We start from the raw sequence: 15,937 nt of genomic DNA on the forward strand, positions 1-15,937 counted from the left end.
TTAGAAAAGACAGAAAAACATTTTTATGAAAAAGATAATTTTTACCGAAAAAGCTCCATCACCAATAGGACCCTATAGTCAAGCTGTGCTAAAAGGAGATACACTTTATGCTTCTGGGCAAATTGCGATTAACCCTGCGACAGGAGAGTTAGTATTAGACACTATTGAAGCAGAAACGGAACAAGTAATGCAAAATATGAAAGCGGTACTACAAGCTGCAGGAATGACTTTTGAAAATATCGTTAAAACAACAATATTTATAATGGATATGAATGATTTTGGAAAAATAAATACCATTTACGGTTCTTATTTCAATGAAAAAACCGCTCCAGCCCGTGAAACAGTTCAAGTGGCCTGCTTGCCAAAAAATGTAAATGTTGAAATTTCTATGATTGCAATACTATAAAATAAAAAAAACCAAAAATAAAATTCCAATATTAGATATTGGAATTTTATTTTTGGAACTTCCTTATTTATTTGCAATATGATAGGCTATCAGTCCATCTATAGGTCTTCTAAGCACATTACCTAATTGCAATTCATATTTATCAAATGTCTGTTGTAACTCCTCTTTTAAATAGAAAGCAATAGAACCTACAAAATGTACTGGTACTTCTTTGCAATTATCATATTGTTTAATGTAGTTTTTTACAAAAGACTTCATTCCTTTAAAGATAATCTTCCTGCAGAACTCTGTTTCTTTATGTTGAATTAAAAACTTTGCAAAAGTGGCTAAATAAGCATTGGGATTGTCTTCTTTATATAACTTACTTTTAATAAAATCTGGATCTACATTATATTCTTTCGCAAATTCAACTGCCAATTCTTTTGGCATCTTATTAAAATAATACTTTCTTAGTAATTCTTTCCCAAAAACATTTCCACTACAATCATCCATAATAATGTATCCTAGTGACTGTACTTTTTGATGCAATTCTTTACCATCAAAATAACTACAATTAGAACCTGTTCCTAGAATAGAAACAATTGCCTTTTCACCTTTAGGGGTAGTTGCATAAACCGCGGCATAAGTATCTTCTTCAACCGAAACAATTGCATTAGTAAAATAACTTTGAAAAGCTTGTGATAACGTCAATTTCATCTTATCTGTTCCACAACCTGCTCCATAAAAAAACAAATGCGTAGCCGTTTTTTTACTTTGAACAATATCAAAACGGTCATTTAAACGTTCAATAATTTGTTCGTTTTGAAGAATTTCAGGATTTAATCCCAATGTTTGCGTGGTAAACAATACTTTTCCATCATCGTCTATTGCAATCCAATCGGCTTTTGTAGAACCACTATCAACTAATAATCTCATTTCTTTTGGTTTTTGGTTATCTCCTCTTTCTTCTAAATCTAATAAAGATTTGGTTTACTATTATTAATCTATAAAAATAAAAAAAATCCCGTTTAAAAATTAAAAACGGGATTTCATCAAATGCATTACTATTTTAATCCTGCAATATGAACTGATAAATCAATCAATTTGCTAGAATACCCATATTCATTATCGTACCAAGATATAATTTTAAAGAAAGTAGAATTTAACCCAATTCCAGCATTTGCATCAACAATAGAAGTTCTTGAGTCTGACACGAAATCTTGAGAAACTACAAGATCTTCTGTGTAACCCATTACTCCTTTCATAGTAGTTTCTGAAGCTAGTTTCAAAACCGCCATTACCTCTTCGTATGAAGTTTCTTTTGCAACTTTTACTGTTAAATCAACTACAGAAACATCGGTAGTAGGAACGCGGAAAGCCATACCAGTAAGTTTTCCGTTTAATTCAGGAATTACTTTTCCAACAGCTTTTGCAGCTCCAGTTGAAGAAGGAATTATATTACAAGATGCAGCACGACCACCTCTCCAGTCTTTTTTAGATGGTCCATCAGTAGTCATCTGAGTTGAAGTAGTAGCATGAACAGTAGTCATTAAAGCTTCAACTATTCCAAAATTATCATTAATAACTTTAGCCAACGGAGCTAGACAGTTTGTTGTACAAGAAGCATTAGAAACAACTAAGTCAGAAGCTTTAGCACTTTCGTGATTTACTCCCATAACAAACATTGGCGCATCAGCAGATGGTGCAGAAATAATTACTTTCTTAGCTCCACCAATGATGTGTGCATTTGCAGTTTCTTTAGTTGTAAAGAATCCAGTACATTCAGCAACAACATCTACATCAACTTCGTTCCATTTCAAATTTGCTGGTTCTCTTTCAGCTGTAATTCTGATATTTTTATCGTTTACAAAAAGTTTTCCGTCTATCACTTCAACTTTCCCAGCAAAACGTCCGTGAACTGAATCGTATTTTAATAAGTAAGCTAAATGATCTACGTCTAATAAATCGTTTATTGCTACAACTTCTACATTATCTCTGTTAAATGATTCTCTAAAAACAATTCTTCCAATTCTTCCAAAACCGTTTATTCCTAATTTTACTTTTGACATCTTAATTAATTTTTTTGTTTATTTTTCTGTAACTTTCATTTTAAAGTCTAATTTCCTCACAATAAACTTCATTCTTTTATTTATGTCGACATAATATCAGAGACTCTAAGTAACTCTCTGTCTATTTCTGTCTTTCCTTTTATGGCTTGTTCCAATGGTGTTAGCGTAACAGTATCATTTTGTAATCCAACCATATAATTTGATTTTCCTTCCAATAGTGATTCTACCGCTTTTACCCCTAATCTACTGGCTAGAACCCTATCAAAACAAGATGGCGAACCACCACGCTGCATATGGCCTAAAACAGAAACTCTTACATCATATTCAGGTAGATTTGCTTCAACGTAATCTTTTAATTCGAATACATTTTTACCAATTTTATCCCCTTCTGCAATCACAACGATACTAGATGATTTCCCTGAAGCTTTACTTTTTTGCAAAGATTCCAATAATCGGTCTAATCCTAAATTTTCTTCTGGAATAAGAATTTCCTCTGCTCCTGCTCCAATACCAGCATTCAAAGCAATATGTCCTGCATCTCTTCCCATAACTTCCACAAAAAACAATCTGTTATGTGAACTTGCAGTATCTCTAATTTTATCTATTACTTCCACTACTGTATTCAAAGCAGTGTCATAACCTAATGTATGACTAGTACCGAATATGTCGTTATCAATAGTTCCTGGAATACCCATCACTGGAAAATCAAACTCGGCATTAAATATCATTCCTCCTGTAAAGGTTCCATCTCCACCAATTACTACTAAAGCATCTATTCCAGCTTTTACAAGATGGTCATGTGCTTTTTTTCTTCCTTCTGGAGTTTTGAATTCAAGAGAACGAGCTGATTTTAAAACTGTTCCTCCTTTATTTACTATGTTATTCACACTACGAGCTCCCATTTCTTTGAAGTCCCCTTCAATCATTCCCTGATACCCTCTATAAATTCCTATACATTCTATATTATGATAAGCACAAGTTCGAACAACTGATCGAATCGCAGCATTCATTCCAGGTGAATCTCCACCCGACGTAAGAACACCGACTTTTTTTATTTTTTTTGGCATTATTTAAGTATTAAAGCGTAAATTTAACAAACAAAACGCACTTTTTACGTTATGTTTTTATTAAATTAGTCAACTATACTAAATTCAAACGTTTTCGTTAATAAGTTTTCGAAAAACTATAAAAAACGCTGGTTTTTTTAATAAAAGTTAAATTATTTAAATATTATTTGCTGATTAACTATTATTTAGCGGAAATAGTGGCTTTATAATCATAAACAGAAAACGGCTCTAAAACATTTCTAATGCATTTTTTTAGATATAAATTTTGTCTTAAATCTCAACGTTTTAGTTTAGTATCTTGAAAGCCTGTACTGCTAAAAACTTGCTATATAGTACACAGCTTCTCACAGATTATGATCTGTTAAGCAATTTAATCCATGGCTAAAAGGGGTTTAAAAGACGAAGCAAACATCTTGAATAGCTTGTTTCAAGTCTTATTGTGACTGATAAAAAGACAGTACTACATTTTTTTTCGTTTACAACATGTCTAAAGAAACAGGAGTCCTCAATAGTGCCTGTCTGATAGGACAAGCAGCAACATAACTATCTTAAAATTTAAATAAGATGCAGCGTCTAATAAGGACACCTTATATTACATTGGTAGCGAAGGAAAAAATAGATTTGTTTGACGATAGGAATATATTAGAAATACCTAATCCTCCTCGGGAATTGTTGCTTCTATTCTTTTCTTTGGAGTTTCAGTTTTAGGCCTCTTGGGTTTAGAAAAATTAATATATTCAGGAGCCAAATTAGAATCCTGATATTCTACAGTATTAGTATTTTCAACTCCTAACTTATGGTTTTTTAATATCTTATTAACTAATTCTCTAAATGTATCAAAATCGACTTCATAAGTCACCCCTACTCCTTGAGTATATCCAATACCTTGTCCAATGTAATTAATATCATTTTCACGATTAAACAAACGCAAATTAAGAGTTCCGTCCTCATTTACTCTGTATTGAATTTCTAAATCCCCTACTATCGCCGACTCATTAATCCCTCCGAATGGCACACCTACTTTTCCATTAATTGTGATTCTTTCATTTACTTTTGATGAAATCGTTGCGACAAATCTTCCGTCAGTTTCCTTCCCAATTCTTCGGTCTGCAGAAATGTAATTAAGTCCCACTTTGAACTTTTCATTATCAGACTTTATGATACCACCCAGTAAACTTGATGCCGTTTCAAACAAACTTCCCGAAAAATCAGATTGACTTACTCCCTCAGGACTTAAAAATCCCCCTGTTGACAATAAATAAAGTGCTTGCGTTTGTCTAACGTCTTTATCATTTAATTTGTATTGAATCTCTGATTTTAATACACTACTAACTGTAGGAAATTCAATATTGAAATCAGGTTCTGGACTGGCTAAATCGCCGCGAATCCCGATAACTACCTCTACCGGAACTTTTCTATTAAAGGAGGAATTCTCTAATAATACAGCTGGATTTGCAATCGTCTTATAAACGGCTTCCAGATTCAGTTGCGCTTTCATTGGATTACCTTCCCAAGAAATAGATCCACCTTTCTTAACATCGAATTTCTTGTCTATTAATCCACCATATTTAAAATTATAAGAACCTTCATATGCCTGGAAATCTCCCCACATATTGAATTTTCCTAAAGTATTGATCTTAAAAAGCAAGGATCCAAAACCCTTTCCTTTTATTCCATGTCCTGAATTCCGATCTAAAATTACTTCCACTTCTGCATCATCTGTAATATCAAGATCAAACTCTAATTCCAGTCCTTTATAGTTCCTAGTATCCTCAGCGATTCCCATCTGGATGTTGTACTTCTCCTTGGCTGTTAAAAAATGGACAAAAGAATTATCACTGACACTTTCTGCATAATTAATCGGAATTTTGATCTCAGTACCCTTCTCTGATTTTGCTTCTACTTTAATGAATAAACCATTCGTCGGCCCTTTTATGGTCGCATTACCATCAATAAATGCAGTGCCGTAATACGCTGCGTCCTCTTTATCTACAGTATTTAGAACAAGAAATCTTTTAGTATTTACCGCCAAATCTAGTCTCCAATCTCCAAAATTATTATGCTCGATACTCCCGTTTAAAGTTCCCTTTGTTCCAAATTTAGAATCAGTCAATGCATTATTCCTAAACAAGAATTTTTGACCAACCAGATCGACTATCGATCTGTCATTTAATTCATAATCTACATTCAAATAAGGAATTGTCAGACCCGTCTTTTCAACATACAAACGTCCATTAATTGCAGGTTTTTTCAAATTACCTTGAATCGTAGCGTTTCCACTAACTAGTCCTCTTATATTTGAAATTACATCTCCTCCTAGTGAACTTAAAATTCCTAAATCAAATTTAGCAAATTTTAGTTTCATGTCTACAACCGTCTCTTTATCTATTATTTGGAAATTACCAAACGCATTAAACGATTCAAAATTTTCATTTTCTAAATAAGAATTTATTGTAAATTTTTCCAGATTTTGATCTCCCTCGATATCAAATTTTAAATCGCCTAAATCCTTTTTATTTATATTTAAATGGTCAACAATCAATGAAGCTGTGGGCTTGTAAACAGCGTTATTTTGTTTAAAAATAATATCTCCATTTATATTTCCTTCAAAAACAAACTTATTGTCTTCTGGTGTAATTTTGTTGAGATCAACATCCTTAAAGCTTAGTTGTAAATCCTTGTTTGTATTGTCTTTTATAGTTCCTTTTAGTGATATAGCTTGTTCTTCATGCGATAAAATAATATCGTCTATCTTAAAGTTTTTAAATGACTTGTCAAAAACAATTTGGTTATTAGGAGTTTCTTCTTCATTTAAAAACCACAGATAATCCTTAAATTTCATTTCGGACTTACTTAATCCTACAACATTATCGTTGTCCTTATTAATAGTATGGTATAAATTCAGATTAAAATAATCTTCTCCTTTTGGTCCGCCTTTAAATTCTGACCTAAAGAATAGTGTGTCTTTCATTGTTACATTGATAAGACTAAAATCGCGAATTTTATAATGTTTAGTTTTTATACTATCTAGTTCAATATAGGCATTATAAAGCGGATTTTTATTGTCAATTGATACTCTGATATTATCAAATGTATTTTTTGAAGCGATGATTTGTGGTGAATTAAATTTTAGTTTAAATTCTTGCGTATCTGATTTGATATTTCCTTTTACAACGGTATTAGACCCAATAGCAATTTCAGGATACAACAATTCGATAATTTTATTGTAAATCGTAAAGTCAAACTTCAAGAACTGTCCTTTACTAACTTTGTTGGGTTTAAAATTAGTGTACAAACTTCCTAATGAGTTCTTAACCAAATTCCCAAGTTCGCTAAACTGAAATTTCCCTATAATTTCACCTTCAATAATATCAGGAGAGTTCACCGTAATCGTACGAACCCTTTCTACATCAAAGCTAGAAGAGATATTAAAATCATCAAATTTATAGATGTCTTTTCCATTTTGATAGGAAGTCTCTTTTATGTAGACGTTTCCTTGTAAATTTTCAATTGAATTTCCAGTAACCTGAACAACTACATCTCCCTTAAATACAGAAGTCGAATCTTTAACAAATTTCAGCTTGTTTAAATCTGCATTTTCTACATTAATATGAAAATCATATTTATTTTCTTTATTGGTTAAATCTAATAAACCATCAAAGTTCATACTCAGATTTGGGTCGTTTATCGAAATCTGACCTTTATAATTAGGCGCTTTAAAGTTACCGTTAACTACTAAATTAGTATAGGTATAATTATTAAAATCTATTTTAGAGACATCCCCTTTTAACGCTGTGTTTAGATATTTTTCAGTGAAACCTTTACCATCTACGTCAATGTTCATTGTGATCTTCCCCAAATCTTTTCGGTCAAGCAAAGTTCCTAAATCAAAATCTTCCAAAACAACATTACCGATATAAGAAGCTTTGTCAATAAAATCAATGCTTTTCATACTGAAGAATGATTTTACTTTCCCTAAATCTGAGACCATGGTGAAATCAGCATCGATAGCAGTGACGCTTAACTGTGAATTACCAACTATAGTGAACCTCCCTAATTTTTTTAGTTCTGCTGGTAATTTCTTCCCCAAAACATTTGGAAGTATTGTTACCAAATTATCATAACTACTTATAATCCTGGCAAACTGTCCATCCATATAAAATTTCTGATTAGCGTCACCAAATAGATTTTTAAATAGTATTGAACCATCAATCCGAGTATCCTTTGAATCAGCTAAATTTAGATTTCTGATGTTCAACTTATTTAAGGGCCCTTTTATATCAGCATTTATTTTAAAAAATTGGTTTTTACCTAATTCATTATAAAAATGTCTAATATCGTTAGTGGCAATTTGAGATGGTTTGATTTTAACATCAAAGTTCACTTTGTCAGTAAAATGTGAAAAATCACCGGGTTTGTAATTTAAAATTACATTAGCCTTAAATTTTGATTCTTTAGTAGTCAAATCAAGGTTACCAAATTGGATTTTCTTTTTAGAATAAGTAAAGTTAGAACTCATATTTGCAACATACAAACCACGATGATCCAGAAAAGACATTTTAACTATGTTGGTCTTTAAATCAGGACCATAAAGTAAAAATTCACTAAGCGTAGTGTTTAGTTTTGTGAAATTAACATCAACTGGATTTGTTTTATTTTCATCGATAACACTAAAATGAGCATCGGTAACATAGGCGTTATCAACTTTTAATAAAAATTTTCTTGTGGAGGGCTTACCACTTTCGAAGGCATTTATAAACTGATCTAAATTAGTTTGCTCTTCATTTTTGTATAATTTAATTTTAAATAACAAACCATCAAGTCTAACATCTCCAAAAATCAAATCGCCATCAAGAATTTTTTTCCCTTCAAGTATATTAGTGTTTACAATTTTAGAGAAAATCAAAGTATCTTTATGATGATCCAATATCACAACATTTTTGAATTTCACACCTCCAAATACAGACAAACGCACCGCGTCAATTGAAATATTTGTTCCAAAGTCTTTATTAATGCTATTTGTAAAATGCTGCGCAATTTTTGTCTGTACATAGGGTATCGAAAGTGCAATACCGAGCAACAGCAAAAGCACAACTAGTCCCAGAATGAAGCGGAAAAATATTTTAATGAATTTTTTGATACCTATTATTGTTTTATTTTTAACCTAAAATATTATTTTGCCCACGGAAAGAGCGGCACCTTTAATAAAAATTCTTTAATTTTGGCTGCGCCGTAAAATTATAAAAAATAAAATCGGTTTGTAAATATAATTCAAAAATTTGTGCCTTTTTATGCAAAATTCCGAGGTTTTTATTCTTGCTATCGAAAGTTCCTGTGATGACACGGCAGCGGCCGTTTTACATAACGACAAAGTACTGTCAAATGTTGTTGCAAATCAACTAATTCACGCCCAATATGGTGGCGTCGTACCAGAATTAGCTTCGCGCGCGCACCAACAGAACATTGTTCCAGTTATAGATGCGGCACTTCGTCAAGCAAACATTAGCAAAGAACAATTGTCAGCAATAGCATTTACTCAAGGTCCCGGATTAATGGGATCACTTCTTGTAGGGAGTTCTTTTGCCAAATCAATGGCTTTAGCCTTAGGAATTCCGCTTGTATCAGTAAATCACATGCACGCTCATATTCTAGCGCACTTTATAGATGAAGAAGGATTTGAAAAACCTAACTTCCCCTTTTTGGCTTTAACCATCAGTGGCGGACATACTCAAATCGTACAAGTGAATGACTTTTTTGACATGACAATTATTGGTGAAACTACAGACGATGCTGTAGGTGAGGCCTTTGATAAAAGTGCAAAAATATTGGGCCTCCCTTATCCCGGCGGTCCTTTGGTAGATAAGCTCGCTCAACTAGGAAATCCGAAGGCATTTGCCTTTACCAAACCTAAAGTTCCTGGATTGAACTTTAGTTTTTCAGGTTTAAAAACAGCCATATTATATTTTGTACAAAAGAAAAAATTAGAGAATCCCAACTTTATTGCTGAAAATATAAATGATATTTGCGCCTCCATACAATATACAATTGTCGAAATCTTAATGGATAAATTAAAATTAGCTGTAAAAGAAACCGGAATCAATCAAATCGCCATAGGCGGTGGTGTGTCTGCTAATTCTGGAATTAGAACAGCAATCAAAGATACAGAACAAAAATACGGTTGGAAAACATTTGTTCCGAAATTTGAATATACTACCGATAATGCTGCAATGATTGGAATTGTGGGTTATCAAAAATTTTTATCACAACAATTTGAAACTGCTGCAGTAGTTTCTAAAGCACGAATACAATTCTAAATTATGCAATTATTTTACAACCCAAATATAGACGCAACTACTGAAACCTTTTCTTTTGACAAAGAAGAAAGCAAACACATTATAAAAGTATTACGAAAAAAAGATACCGATATATTATTTGTAACAAATGGTGAAGGTTATTTATTCGAAACTGAAATCACCCTGGCTTCTGACAGTAAGTGTACAGTAAAAATTATTTCTTTCGAAAAAAAACCAAAATCAAAATACCATTTGCACCTAGCCGTTGCACCTACAAAAATGAATGACCGCTACGAATGGTTTCTTGAGAAAGCGACTGAAATAGGAATTCATGAAATTACACCTATTATATGCGACCGCTCTGAACGAAAAGTAATCAATAATGAGAGATTTGACAAAATCATATTGACCGCTATGAAACAATCTAACGCGTTATATCTTCCTAAATTAAATGAAGCTATTTCTTTGAAAGAGTTTCTAAAACATAAAAATGACGGCCTGCAGTTAATAGCGCACTGCGAGGATACAGATAAAAAAACATTAAAATCGGTTTTAAAACCAAATGAAAGCATCACTATACTGATAGGTCCTGAAGGTGATTTTTCTGAAAAGGAAATCACAATGGCAATTGATAGTCAATATGTTCCTGTATCTTTAGGAAATACGAGGTTAAGAACAGAAACTGCTGCGATGGTTGCCTGTCATAGTATTGCCTTTTTTAATGAAGAATAAAATTTTGGATAAGGTGTAATTACCAAAGCATTTGCGGCAATTAGTAAATTACTGATGACTAAAAACAATACATAGTAGCATATGAAAAGAATATATATATTTTTGCTGTTGATCTCAATCTCCGCCTTTTCTCAAGAAATTGCTTTAGTAAAATATAATGGAGGTGGTGATTGGTACGCTAACCCCACTTCGTTACCTAACCTTATTAAATACTGCAATGCTACTATTAACACAAGCATAAAGCTAAAACCAGCGACCGTAGAACCAGGCAGCCCTGATTTATTTTCTTATCCTTTTATTCATATGACTGGGCACGGAAATGTTACTTTCAGTGATGCTGAAGTTAGTAATTTAAATAAATATATGAGCGCCGGAGGTTTTCTCCATATTGATGATAATTATGGAATGGATCAATACATTAGAAAAGAAATAAGAAAAATATTTCCAAATAATCCACTTATAGAAATACCCGCTAATCACATTATTTTTCAAAAACCCTTTCTTTTTTCTGGTGGACTACCCAAAATTCATGAACACGAAGGAAAACGTCCGCAGGCCTATGGTATTTTTGTAGAAAATAGACTGGTACTCCTTTATACTTTCGAATGTGATTTAGGTGATGGATGGGAAGATCCCGAGGTTCATAACGATCCAGTAGCTATCCGTGAAAAGGCATTAAAAATGGGTGCAAACATTATAAGCTACATTTTTAATAATTAACACATTTACATAACTACGTAAAAAAACCAATTTCATAAAAACCAATTCATCATAGATCCTAATTGAAAATCTATCTATTTCAGAAATTTTTTTCACTTTCCACAAGAAAAGAGAATGGAACTGAAAAGAATTTTACTCTTCATCTATTAAGTGACAAACATAATATGGTTACGTCGTTATTTCTCTTCGCTAAAAACACTCCAATTAACCTATTTAAAAAAAATAAATAGAAGCAATTTTAAGAATAAAAAATATATAAATGTAATCTATATCTTTCATTTCTATTTTTTTATTTATCGGTAATTTCACTCCAAACCGCGCCAAATACGACCTCTTAAATTATTGCTAATTTATTTTTTATAAATATTTTTTTTATAAATCTTTTTGTTATAAAATTGCGGTATAATTAACAAAAAACATATTTAATTAACAAAACCTACATTTATTATGAAAAAAATTCTTTTATCTGCAATGGCACTTATGTTGCTTTTTTCTTGTCAAAATGATCAAACAGAATCAAGCGCACCAACAACCAATGCTATTGCTACTCGTGGCTGTGCTTCACAAGAAGTGCTTGCTGCCCAGCTAGCCGCTGACCCAACTTTGGCACTAAAAATGAACAAAATTGAAGATTTCACTCAAAATGCGATATTATCAGGTCGACTTGTAAATGGGAAAGTTCAAATCCCTGTTGTTGTAAACGTGTTGTACAGAACTTCAGCTGAAAACATTAGTACAGCTCAAATTCAATCTCAAATTGACGTATTAAACGAAGACTTCAATGCAACAAATTCAGATTATGGAAGCGTACCATCATTATTCTCTGGAGTAAAAGCAAATGTTGGGATTACTTTTGTTTTACAAAACGTAGTTAGAAAATCAACAACTACAACCTCATTTTCTACAAATGATGCTATGAAAACTTCTAGCAAAGGTATCGCACCTACTACACCTACAACGGTATTGAACATGTGGTCATGTAATTTAGGAGGTGGTATTCTTGGATATGCACAATTCCCTGGAGGAGCTTCTGCTACTGACGGAGTTGTAATAGACAATAATGCATTTGGTCGTACTGGTACAGTTTCTGGCGTTTACAACTTAGGAAGAACAGCTACACACGAAGTGGGTCACTGGATGAACTTGCGTCATATTTGGGGAGATGCTACATGTGGAAGCGATTTAGTTTCTGACACACCGACGCACAATGACGCTAATTACGGCGTACCGGCATACCCTCATTATTCTACTTGTACTGGAACCCCAGTAGAAATGACAATGAACTATATGGATTACACAGACGATAGAGGTATGTATATGTTTACTGCAGGACAAAAATCTAGAGCGGCAGCACTTTTTGTTTCTGGTGGTGCAAGAGCTTCTTTCGGAATCTAAATTGCAACAAAATAAAAATAGTAAAACTCGCTACTTGTTAGCGAGTTTTTTTTTAAAATAAAATACATTTCCGCACTCAATCATAGTAAATTGAATAAAAAAGGCCTCGATAAAAAGCAAAAAAACGTAAGTACTTCTTAAACAAAACATTATATTTCAAGTATTAAGTTGCTATTACAATTAAATATTTCTTTTTAGTATTATTAAAAAAACAGGAAACAACTCCGATTAAAACAGCATATTAACTTTTGTAACGTATAAATTTTCTCTTTTTTTATCCCAATATATGTCTCTTATGAGATTATAAAGTAAATGAAACTCAATAGGTGATTAATTATTTCTTATTTTGATGATCTTATTTCCTATATAATAAAAGCAATTTTAGCAAAAATTGATTACAGAAATGAAAGCTATATCCTATTTTTTTAATTTTTTGTTTAAGAGTGAATTTACTGTAAAGCGCGTCAAATAAGGATTCTTAAATTATTGTTAATTTATTTTTTAAATTTATTTTTTTTATAAATAATAATGTTATAAAATTGCGACATAATTAACCAAAAACATATTTAACAAACAAAACCTACTATTATTATGAAAAAACTTATTTTATCCGCAATGACTGTTATGTTGCTTTTTTCTTGTCAAAATGATCAAACAGAATCAGGTACCCCGGCAACAAATGCAATTGCTCATCGTGGTTGTGCTTCACAAGAAGTGCTTGCTGCTCAATTAGCAGCAGATCCCACTTTAGCAATAAGAATGAATCAAATTGAAGCATTTACTCAAAAGGCAATGTTAACAGGTCGTTTAGTGAACGGAAAAGTTGAAATCCCAGTTGTTGTAAATGTTTTATACAAAACAGCAGCTGAAAACATCTCCGATGCTCAAATACAATCTCAAATTGATGTATTAAATGAAGATTTTACTGGAACTAACGCTGACTTCGGAAGTGTTCCTGCTTTATTCTCTGGAGTAAAAGCAAATGTTGGAATTACATTTGTACTACAAAACATAGTAAGAAAATCAACAAGAACAACTTCCTTTTCTACTAATGATGCTATGAAAACAGCTAACAAAGGAATCGCACCTACTTCGCCTACAACAGTATTAAACATGTGGTCTTGTAATTTAGGTGGTGGTATTCTTGGATATGCACAATTCCCTGGAGGATCCTCTGCAACTGATGGAGTTGTAATTGATAACAATGCGTTTGGACGCACTGGTACAGTTTCTGGAGTTTATAACTTAGGAAGAACTGCTACACACGAAGTAGGTCACTGGATGAACTTACGTCACATTTGGGGAGATGCTACTTGTGGGAGTGATTTAGTTTCAGATACTCCTACACATGACACTGCAAACTATGGTGTTCCAGCTTATCCTCATTATAGTACTTGTACTGGTACTCCAGTAGAAATGACAATGAACTATATGGATTACACAGACGACAGAGGAATGTATATGTTTACTAACGGACAAAAAGCAAGAATGGATGCCATATTTGTTTCTGGTGGTGCAAGAGCCGGTTTCGGAATCTAAATTTAAATTTAAAAAAATAAGAATACTAAAACTCGCTACTTGTTAGCGAGTTTTTTTTTTACTAAATATCCAATCAGATTAATAGACTGGGTTTATTATCTCGTACGCCTATTAATTCCCGACATAATATAACGCTATAGCACTGAATTCTTCCTTTCTAAAAAAAAAAAACTATATATCTATTTTTACATTTGTTCGAATATTTCAAAAAAAAAGCCTTAACTACTTTTTCAACACTACTATTAATACTTAGAAAATAGAACTAAAATCCAGTCACTCAAAAATTATATTAAATGAAGTTAGTATTACAAATAGTTAAAACTGCAATATAATCGATAAATTTATTTTATAAAAACCTCCATGCAGCAGGAAATCAATTTAAGTCTTCAACACAAGATCAACTTTTAAGTTTAAAAGCATAGAAAAAAGATAGTTAGTATAATGATGCTATTTCTAAAAAAAGATACTAAACTGCTTAAATACAGTTATTAAAAAAAACAGTAGCCCGATTTAAATATTAAATAATAGTAGTAACTAGTTGCAATTGAAATTAGAAGGATTTTCAAAAAAGAGAATTTATATTAGGTTGATTTCACAAAACAAACCTCCTTAAAACCACAATTTTTAACAAAAAATTATATTTTCATTGTCAATAATTTGTTTTTTTAAATAAATTGTTATAAAATTGTTATATTATTAACCAAAACCAATTTTTTATAACAACTTTATTATGAAGAAAATTATTTTATCCGCCGCGGCATTCCTGATGCTTTTTTCGTGTCAAAATGACCAAACAGAATCTGCAAATTCGACAACAAATGCAATTGCCCAGCGTGGTTGTGCATCTCAGGAAGTATTAGCCGCCCAATTAGCTGCTGACCCTACATTGGCAATTCGAATGAACCAAATTGAAGCCTTTACTCAAAATGCGATGTTAACAGGTCGTTTAGTGAATGGTAAAGTTGAAATTCCTGTTGTAGTAAACGTACTATACCGAACTGCTGAAGAAAACATTTCCGATGCACAGATTCAATCTCAAATTGATGTTTTAAATGATGATTTCAATGCTGGAAATTCTGATTACAATTCAGTACCTGCATTATTCTCTGGAGATAAAGCAAATGTTGGAATCAGCTTTGTTCTAGAAACTGTCAATAGAAAATCAACTAAAAAATCTTCTTGGGGAACAAGAGACACAATGAAAAATGGAAAAAGAGGTGGTATTGATGCAACTTCTCCAGACACTAAATTAAATATGTGGGTTTGTACTATCGGTGGAGGTATCCTAGGATATGCACAATTTCCTGGAGGAAAAAGCTCTACTGATGGTGTTGCAATCGACTCTAAATATTTTGGTCTTTCCGGATCTACTAATGCACCTTACAATTTAGGAAGAACTGCTACTCATGAAGTGGGACACTGGTTGAACCTACGTCACATATGGGGAGATGCAAATTGTGGAAGCGATTTAGTTTCTGACACTCCTACTCACGATTCTGCAAACTATGGCGTACCAGCTTACCCACATTACAGTACTTGTTCTGGAACTCCAGTAGAAATGACTATGAACTATATGGATTATACTGACGATCCAGGTATGTATATGTTTACAAATGGACAAAAATCAAGAATGGATGCCATATTTGTTTCAGGTGGTGCAAGAGCAGCTTTCGGAATCTAACCCTTACTAAAAATAAGAATACTAAAACTCGCTACTTGTTAGCGAGTTTTTTTTAT

Annotated in this window: 11 protein-coding genes; 7 read left to right on the plus strand and 4 right to left on the minus strand. The window is 32.4% G+C overall.

From position 1 onward, the window contains the following. Positions 1-25 precede the first annotated feature (25 nt). Positions 26-406, plus strand: a complete 381-nt coding sequence (locus BMW63_RS06390) for a RidA family protein (protein WP_074722405.1) — start codon at positions 26-28, stop codon at positions 404-406. Positions 407-469: 63 nt separating this feature from the next. On the opposite strand, the gene BMW63_RS06395 is transcribed toward BMW63_RS06390, so the two are convergent. The 4 genes from BMW63_RS06395 to BMW63_RS06410 form a co-directional block, all read right to left on the minus strand. After that, complete coding sequence (locus BMW63_RS06395) at positions 470-1,321, minus strand: N-acetylglucosamine kinase (RefSeq protein WP_074722407.1); 852 nt, start codon at positions 1,319-1,321, stop codon at positions 470-472. 128 nt (positions 1,322-1,449) lie between these two features. Continuing rightward, entirely contained in the window at positions 1,450-2,454 is a 1,005-nt protein-coding gene (gene gap / locus BMW63_RS06400; protein ID WP_074722409.1) for a type I glyceraldehyde-3-phosphate dehydrogenase, read from the minus strand. A gap of 80 nt (positions 2,455-2,534) precedes the next feature. Then, on the minus strand, positions 2,535-3,521 hold the full coding sequence (pfkA, locus tag BMW63_RS06405) for a 6-phosphofructokinase (protein WP_074722411.1): 987 nt from the start codon (positions 3,519-3,521) through the stop codon (positions 2,535-2,537). 652 nt (positions 3,522-4,173) lie between these two features. Further along, positions 4,174-8,607, minus strand: coding sequence for a translocation/assembly module TamB domain-containing protein (locus BMW63_RS06410; protein ID WP_245744902.1), 4,434 nt, complete (start codon positions 8,605-8,607; stop codon positions 4,174-4,176). A 205-nt stretch (positions 8,608-8,812) separates the two neighbouring features. Here BMW63_RS06410 and tsaD point away from each other — a divergent pair, with 205 nt between their 5' ends. The 6 genes from tsaD to BMW63_RS06440 all read left to right on the plus strand — a co-directional run bounded on the left by tsaD (position 8,813) and on the right by BMW63_RS06440 (position 15,881). Next, positions 8,813-9,835 (plus strand): tRNA (adenosine(37)-N6)-threonylcarbamoyltransferase complex transferase subunit TsaD, encoded by a 1,023-nt coding sequence (gene tsaD, locus BMW63_RS06415; protein WP_074722415.1) that lies wholly within the window; start codon positions 8,813-8,815, stop codon positions 9,833-9,835. A 3-nt stretch (positions 9,836-9,838) separates the two neighbouring features. Further along, positions 9,839-10,546 (plus strand): 16S rRNA (uracil(1498)-N(3))-methyltransferase, encoded by a 708-nt coding sequence (locus BMW63_RS06420; RefSeq protein ID WP_074722417.1) that lies wholly within the window; start codon positions 9,839-9,841, stop codon positions 10,544-10,546. An 81-nt stretch (positions 10,547-10,627) separates the two neighbouring features. Continuing rightward, a complete protein-coding gene (locus tag BMW63_RS06425; RefSeq protein WP_074722419.1) occupies positions 10,628-11,266 on the plus strand; it encodes a DUF4159 domain-containing protein in 639 nt (212 codons plus the stop codon). A gap of 447 nt (positions 11,267-11,713) precedes the next feature. Beyond that, complete coding sequence (locus BMW63_RS06430; RefSeq protein ID WP_074722421.1) at positions 11,714-12,661, plus strand: zinc metalloprotease; 948 nt, start codon at positions 11,714-11,716, stop codon at positions 12,659-12,661. Between the two features lie 591 nt (positions 12,662-13,252). After that, positions 13,253-14,200, plus strand: coding sequence for a zinc metalloprotease (locus BMW63_RS06435; RefSeq protein WP_074722423.1), 948 nt, complete (start codon positions 13,253-13,255; stop codon positions 14,198-14,200). Positions 14,201-14,930: 730 nt separating this feature from the next. Further along, positions 14,931-15,881: a zinc metalloprotease gene (locus BMW63_RS06440; RefSeq protein WP_074722425.1), complete on the plus strand. Its 951-nt coding sequence runs from the start codon at positions 14,931-14,933 to the stop codon at positions 15,879-15,881. The last annotated feature ends 56 nt before the right edge of the window (positions 15,882-15,937 follow it).

Origin of the sequence: Flavobacterium frigoris (assembly GCF_900111075.1) — a bacterium.
GTDB lineage: Bacteria > Bacteroidota > Bacteroidia > Flavobacteriales > Flavobacteriaceae > Flavobacterium > Flavobacterium frigoris.

Coding starts and splice junctions, on each gene's coding strand:
- gap (WP_074722409.1), bottom strand. CDS start 2,454: ATGTCAAAAGTAAAATTAGGAATAAACGGTTTTGGAAGAATTGGAAGA.
- BMW63_RS06390 (WP_074722405.1), top strand. CDS start 26: ATGAAAAAGATAATTTTTACCGAAAAAGCTCCATCACCAATAGGACCC.
- BMW63_RS06440 (WP_074722425.1), top strand. CDS start 14,931: ATGAAGAAAATTATTTTATCCGCCGCGGCATTCCTGATGCTTTTTTCG.
- BMW63_RS06425 (WP_074722419.1), top strand. CDS start 10,628: ATGAAAAGAATATATATATTTTTGCTGTTGATCTCAATCTCCGCCTTT.
- BMW63_RS06395 (WP_074722407.1), bottom strand. CDS start 1,321: ATGAGATTATTAGTTGATAGTGGTTCTACAAAAGCCGATTGGATTGCA.
- tsaD (WP_074722415.1), top strand. CDS start 8,813: ATGCAAAATTCCGAGGTTTTTATTCTTGCTATCGAAAGTTCCTGTGAT.
- pfkA (WP_074722411.1), bottom strand. CDS start 3,521: ATGCCAAAAAAAATAAAAAAAGTCGGTGTTCTTACGTCGGGTGGAGAT.
- BMW63_RS06420 (WP_074722417.1), top strand. CDS start 9,839: ATGCAATTATTTTACAACCCAAATATAGACGCAACTACTGAAACCTTT.
- BMW63_RS06430 (WP_074722421.1), top strand. CDS start 11,714: ATGAAAAAAATTCTTTTATCTGCAATGGCACTTATGTTGCTTTTTTCT.
- BMW63_RS06435 (WP_074722423.1), top strand. CDS start 13,253: ATGAAAAAACTTATTTTATCCGCAATGACTGTTATGTTGCTTTTTTCT.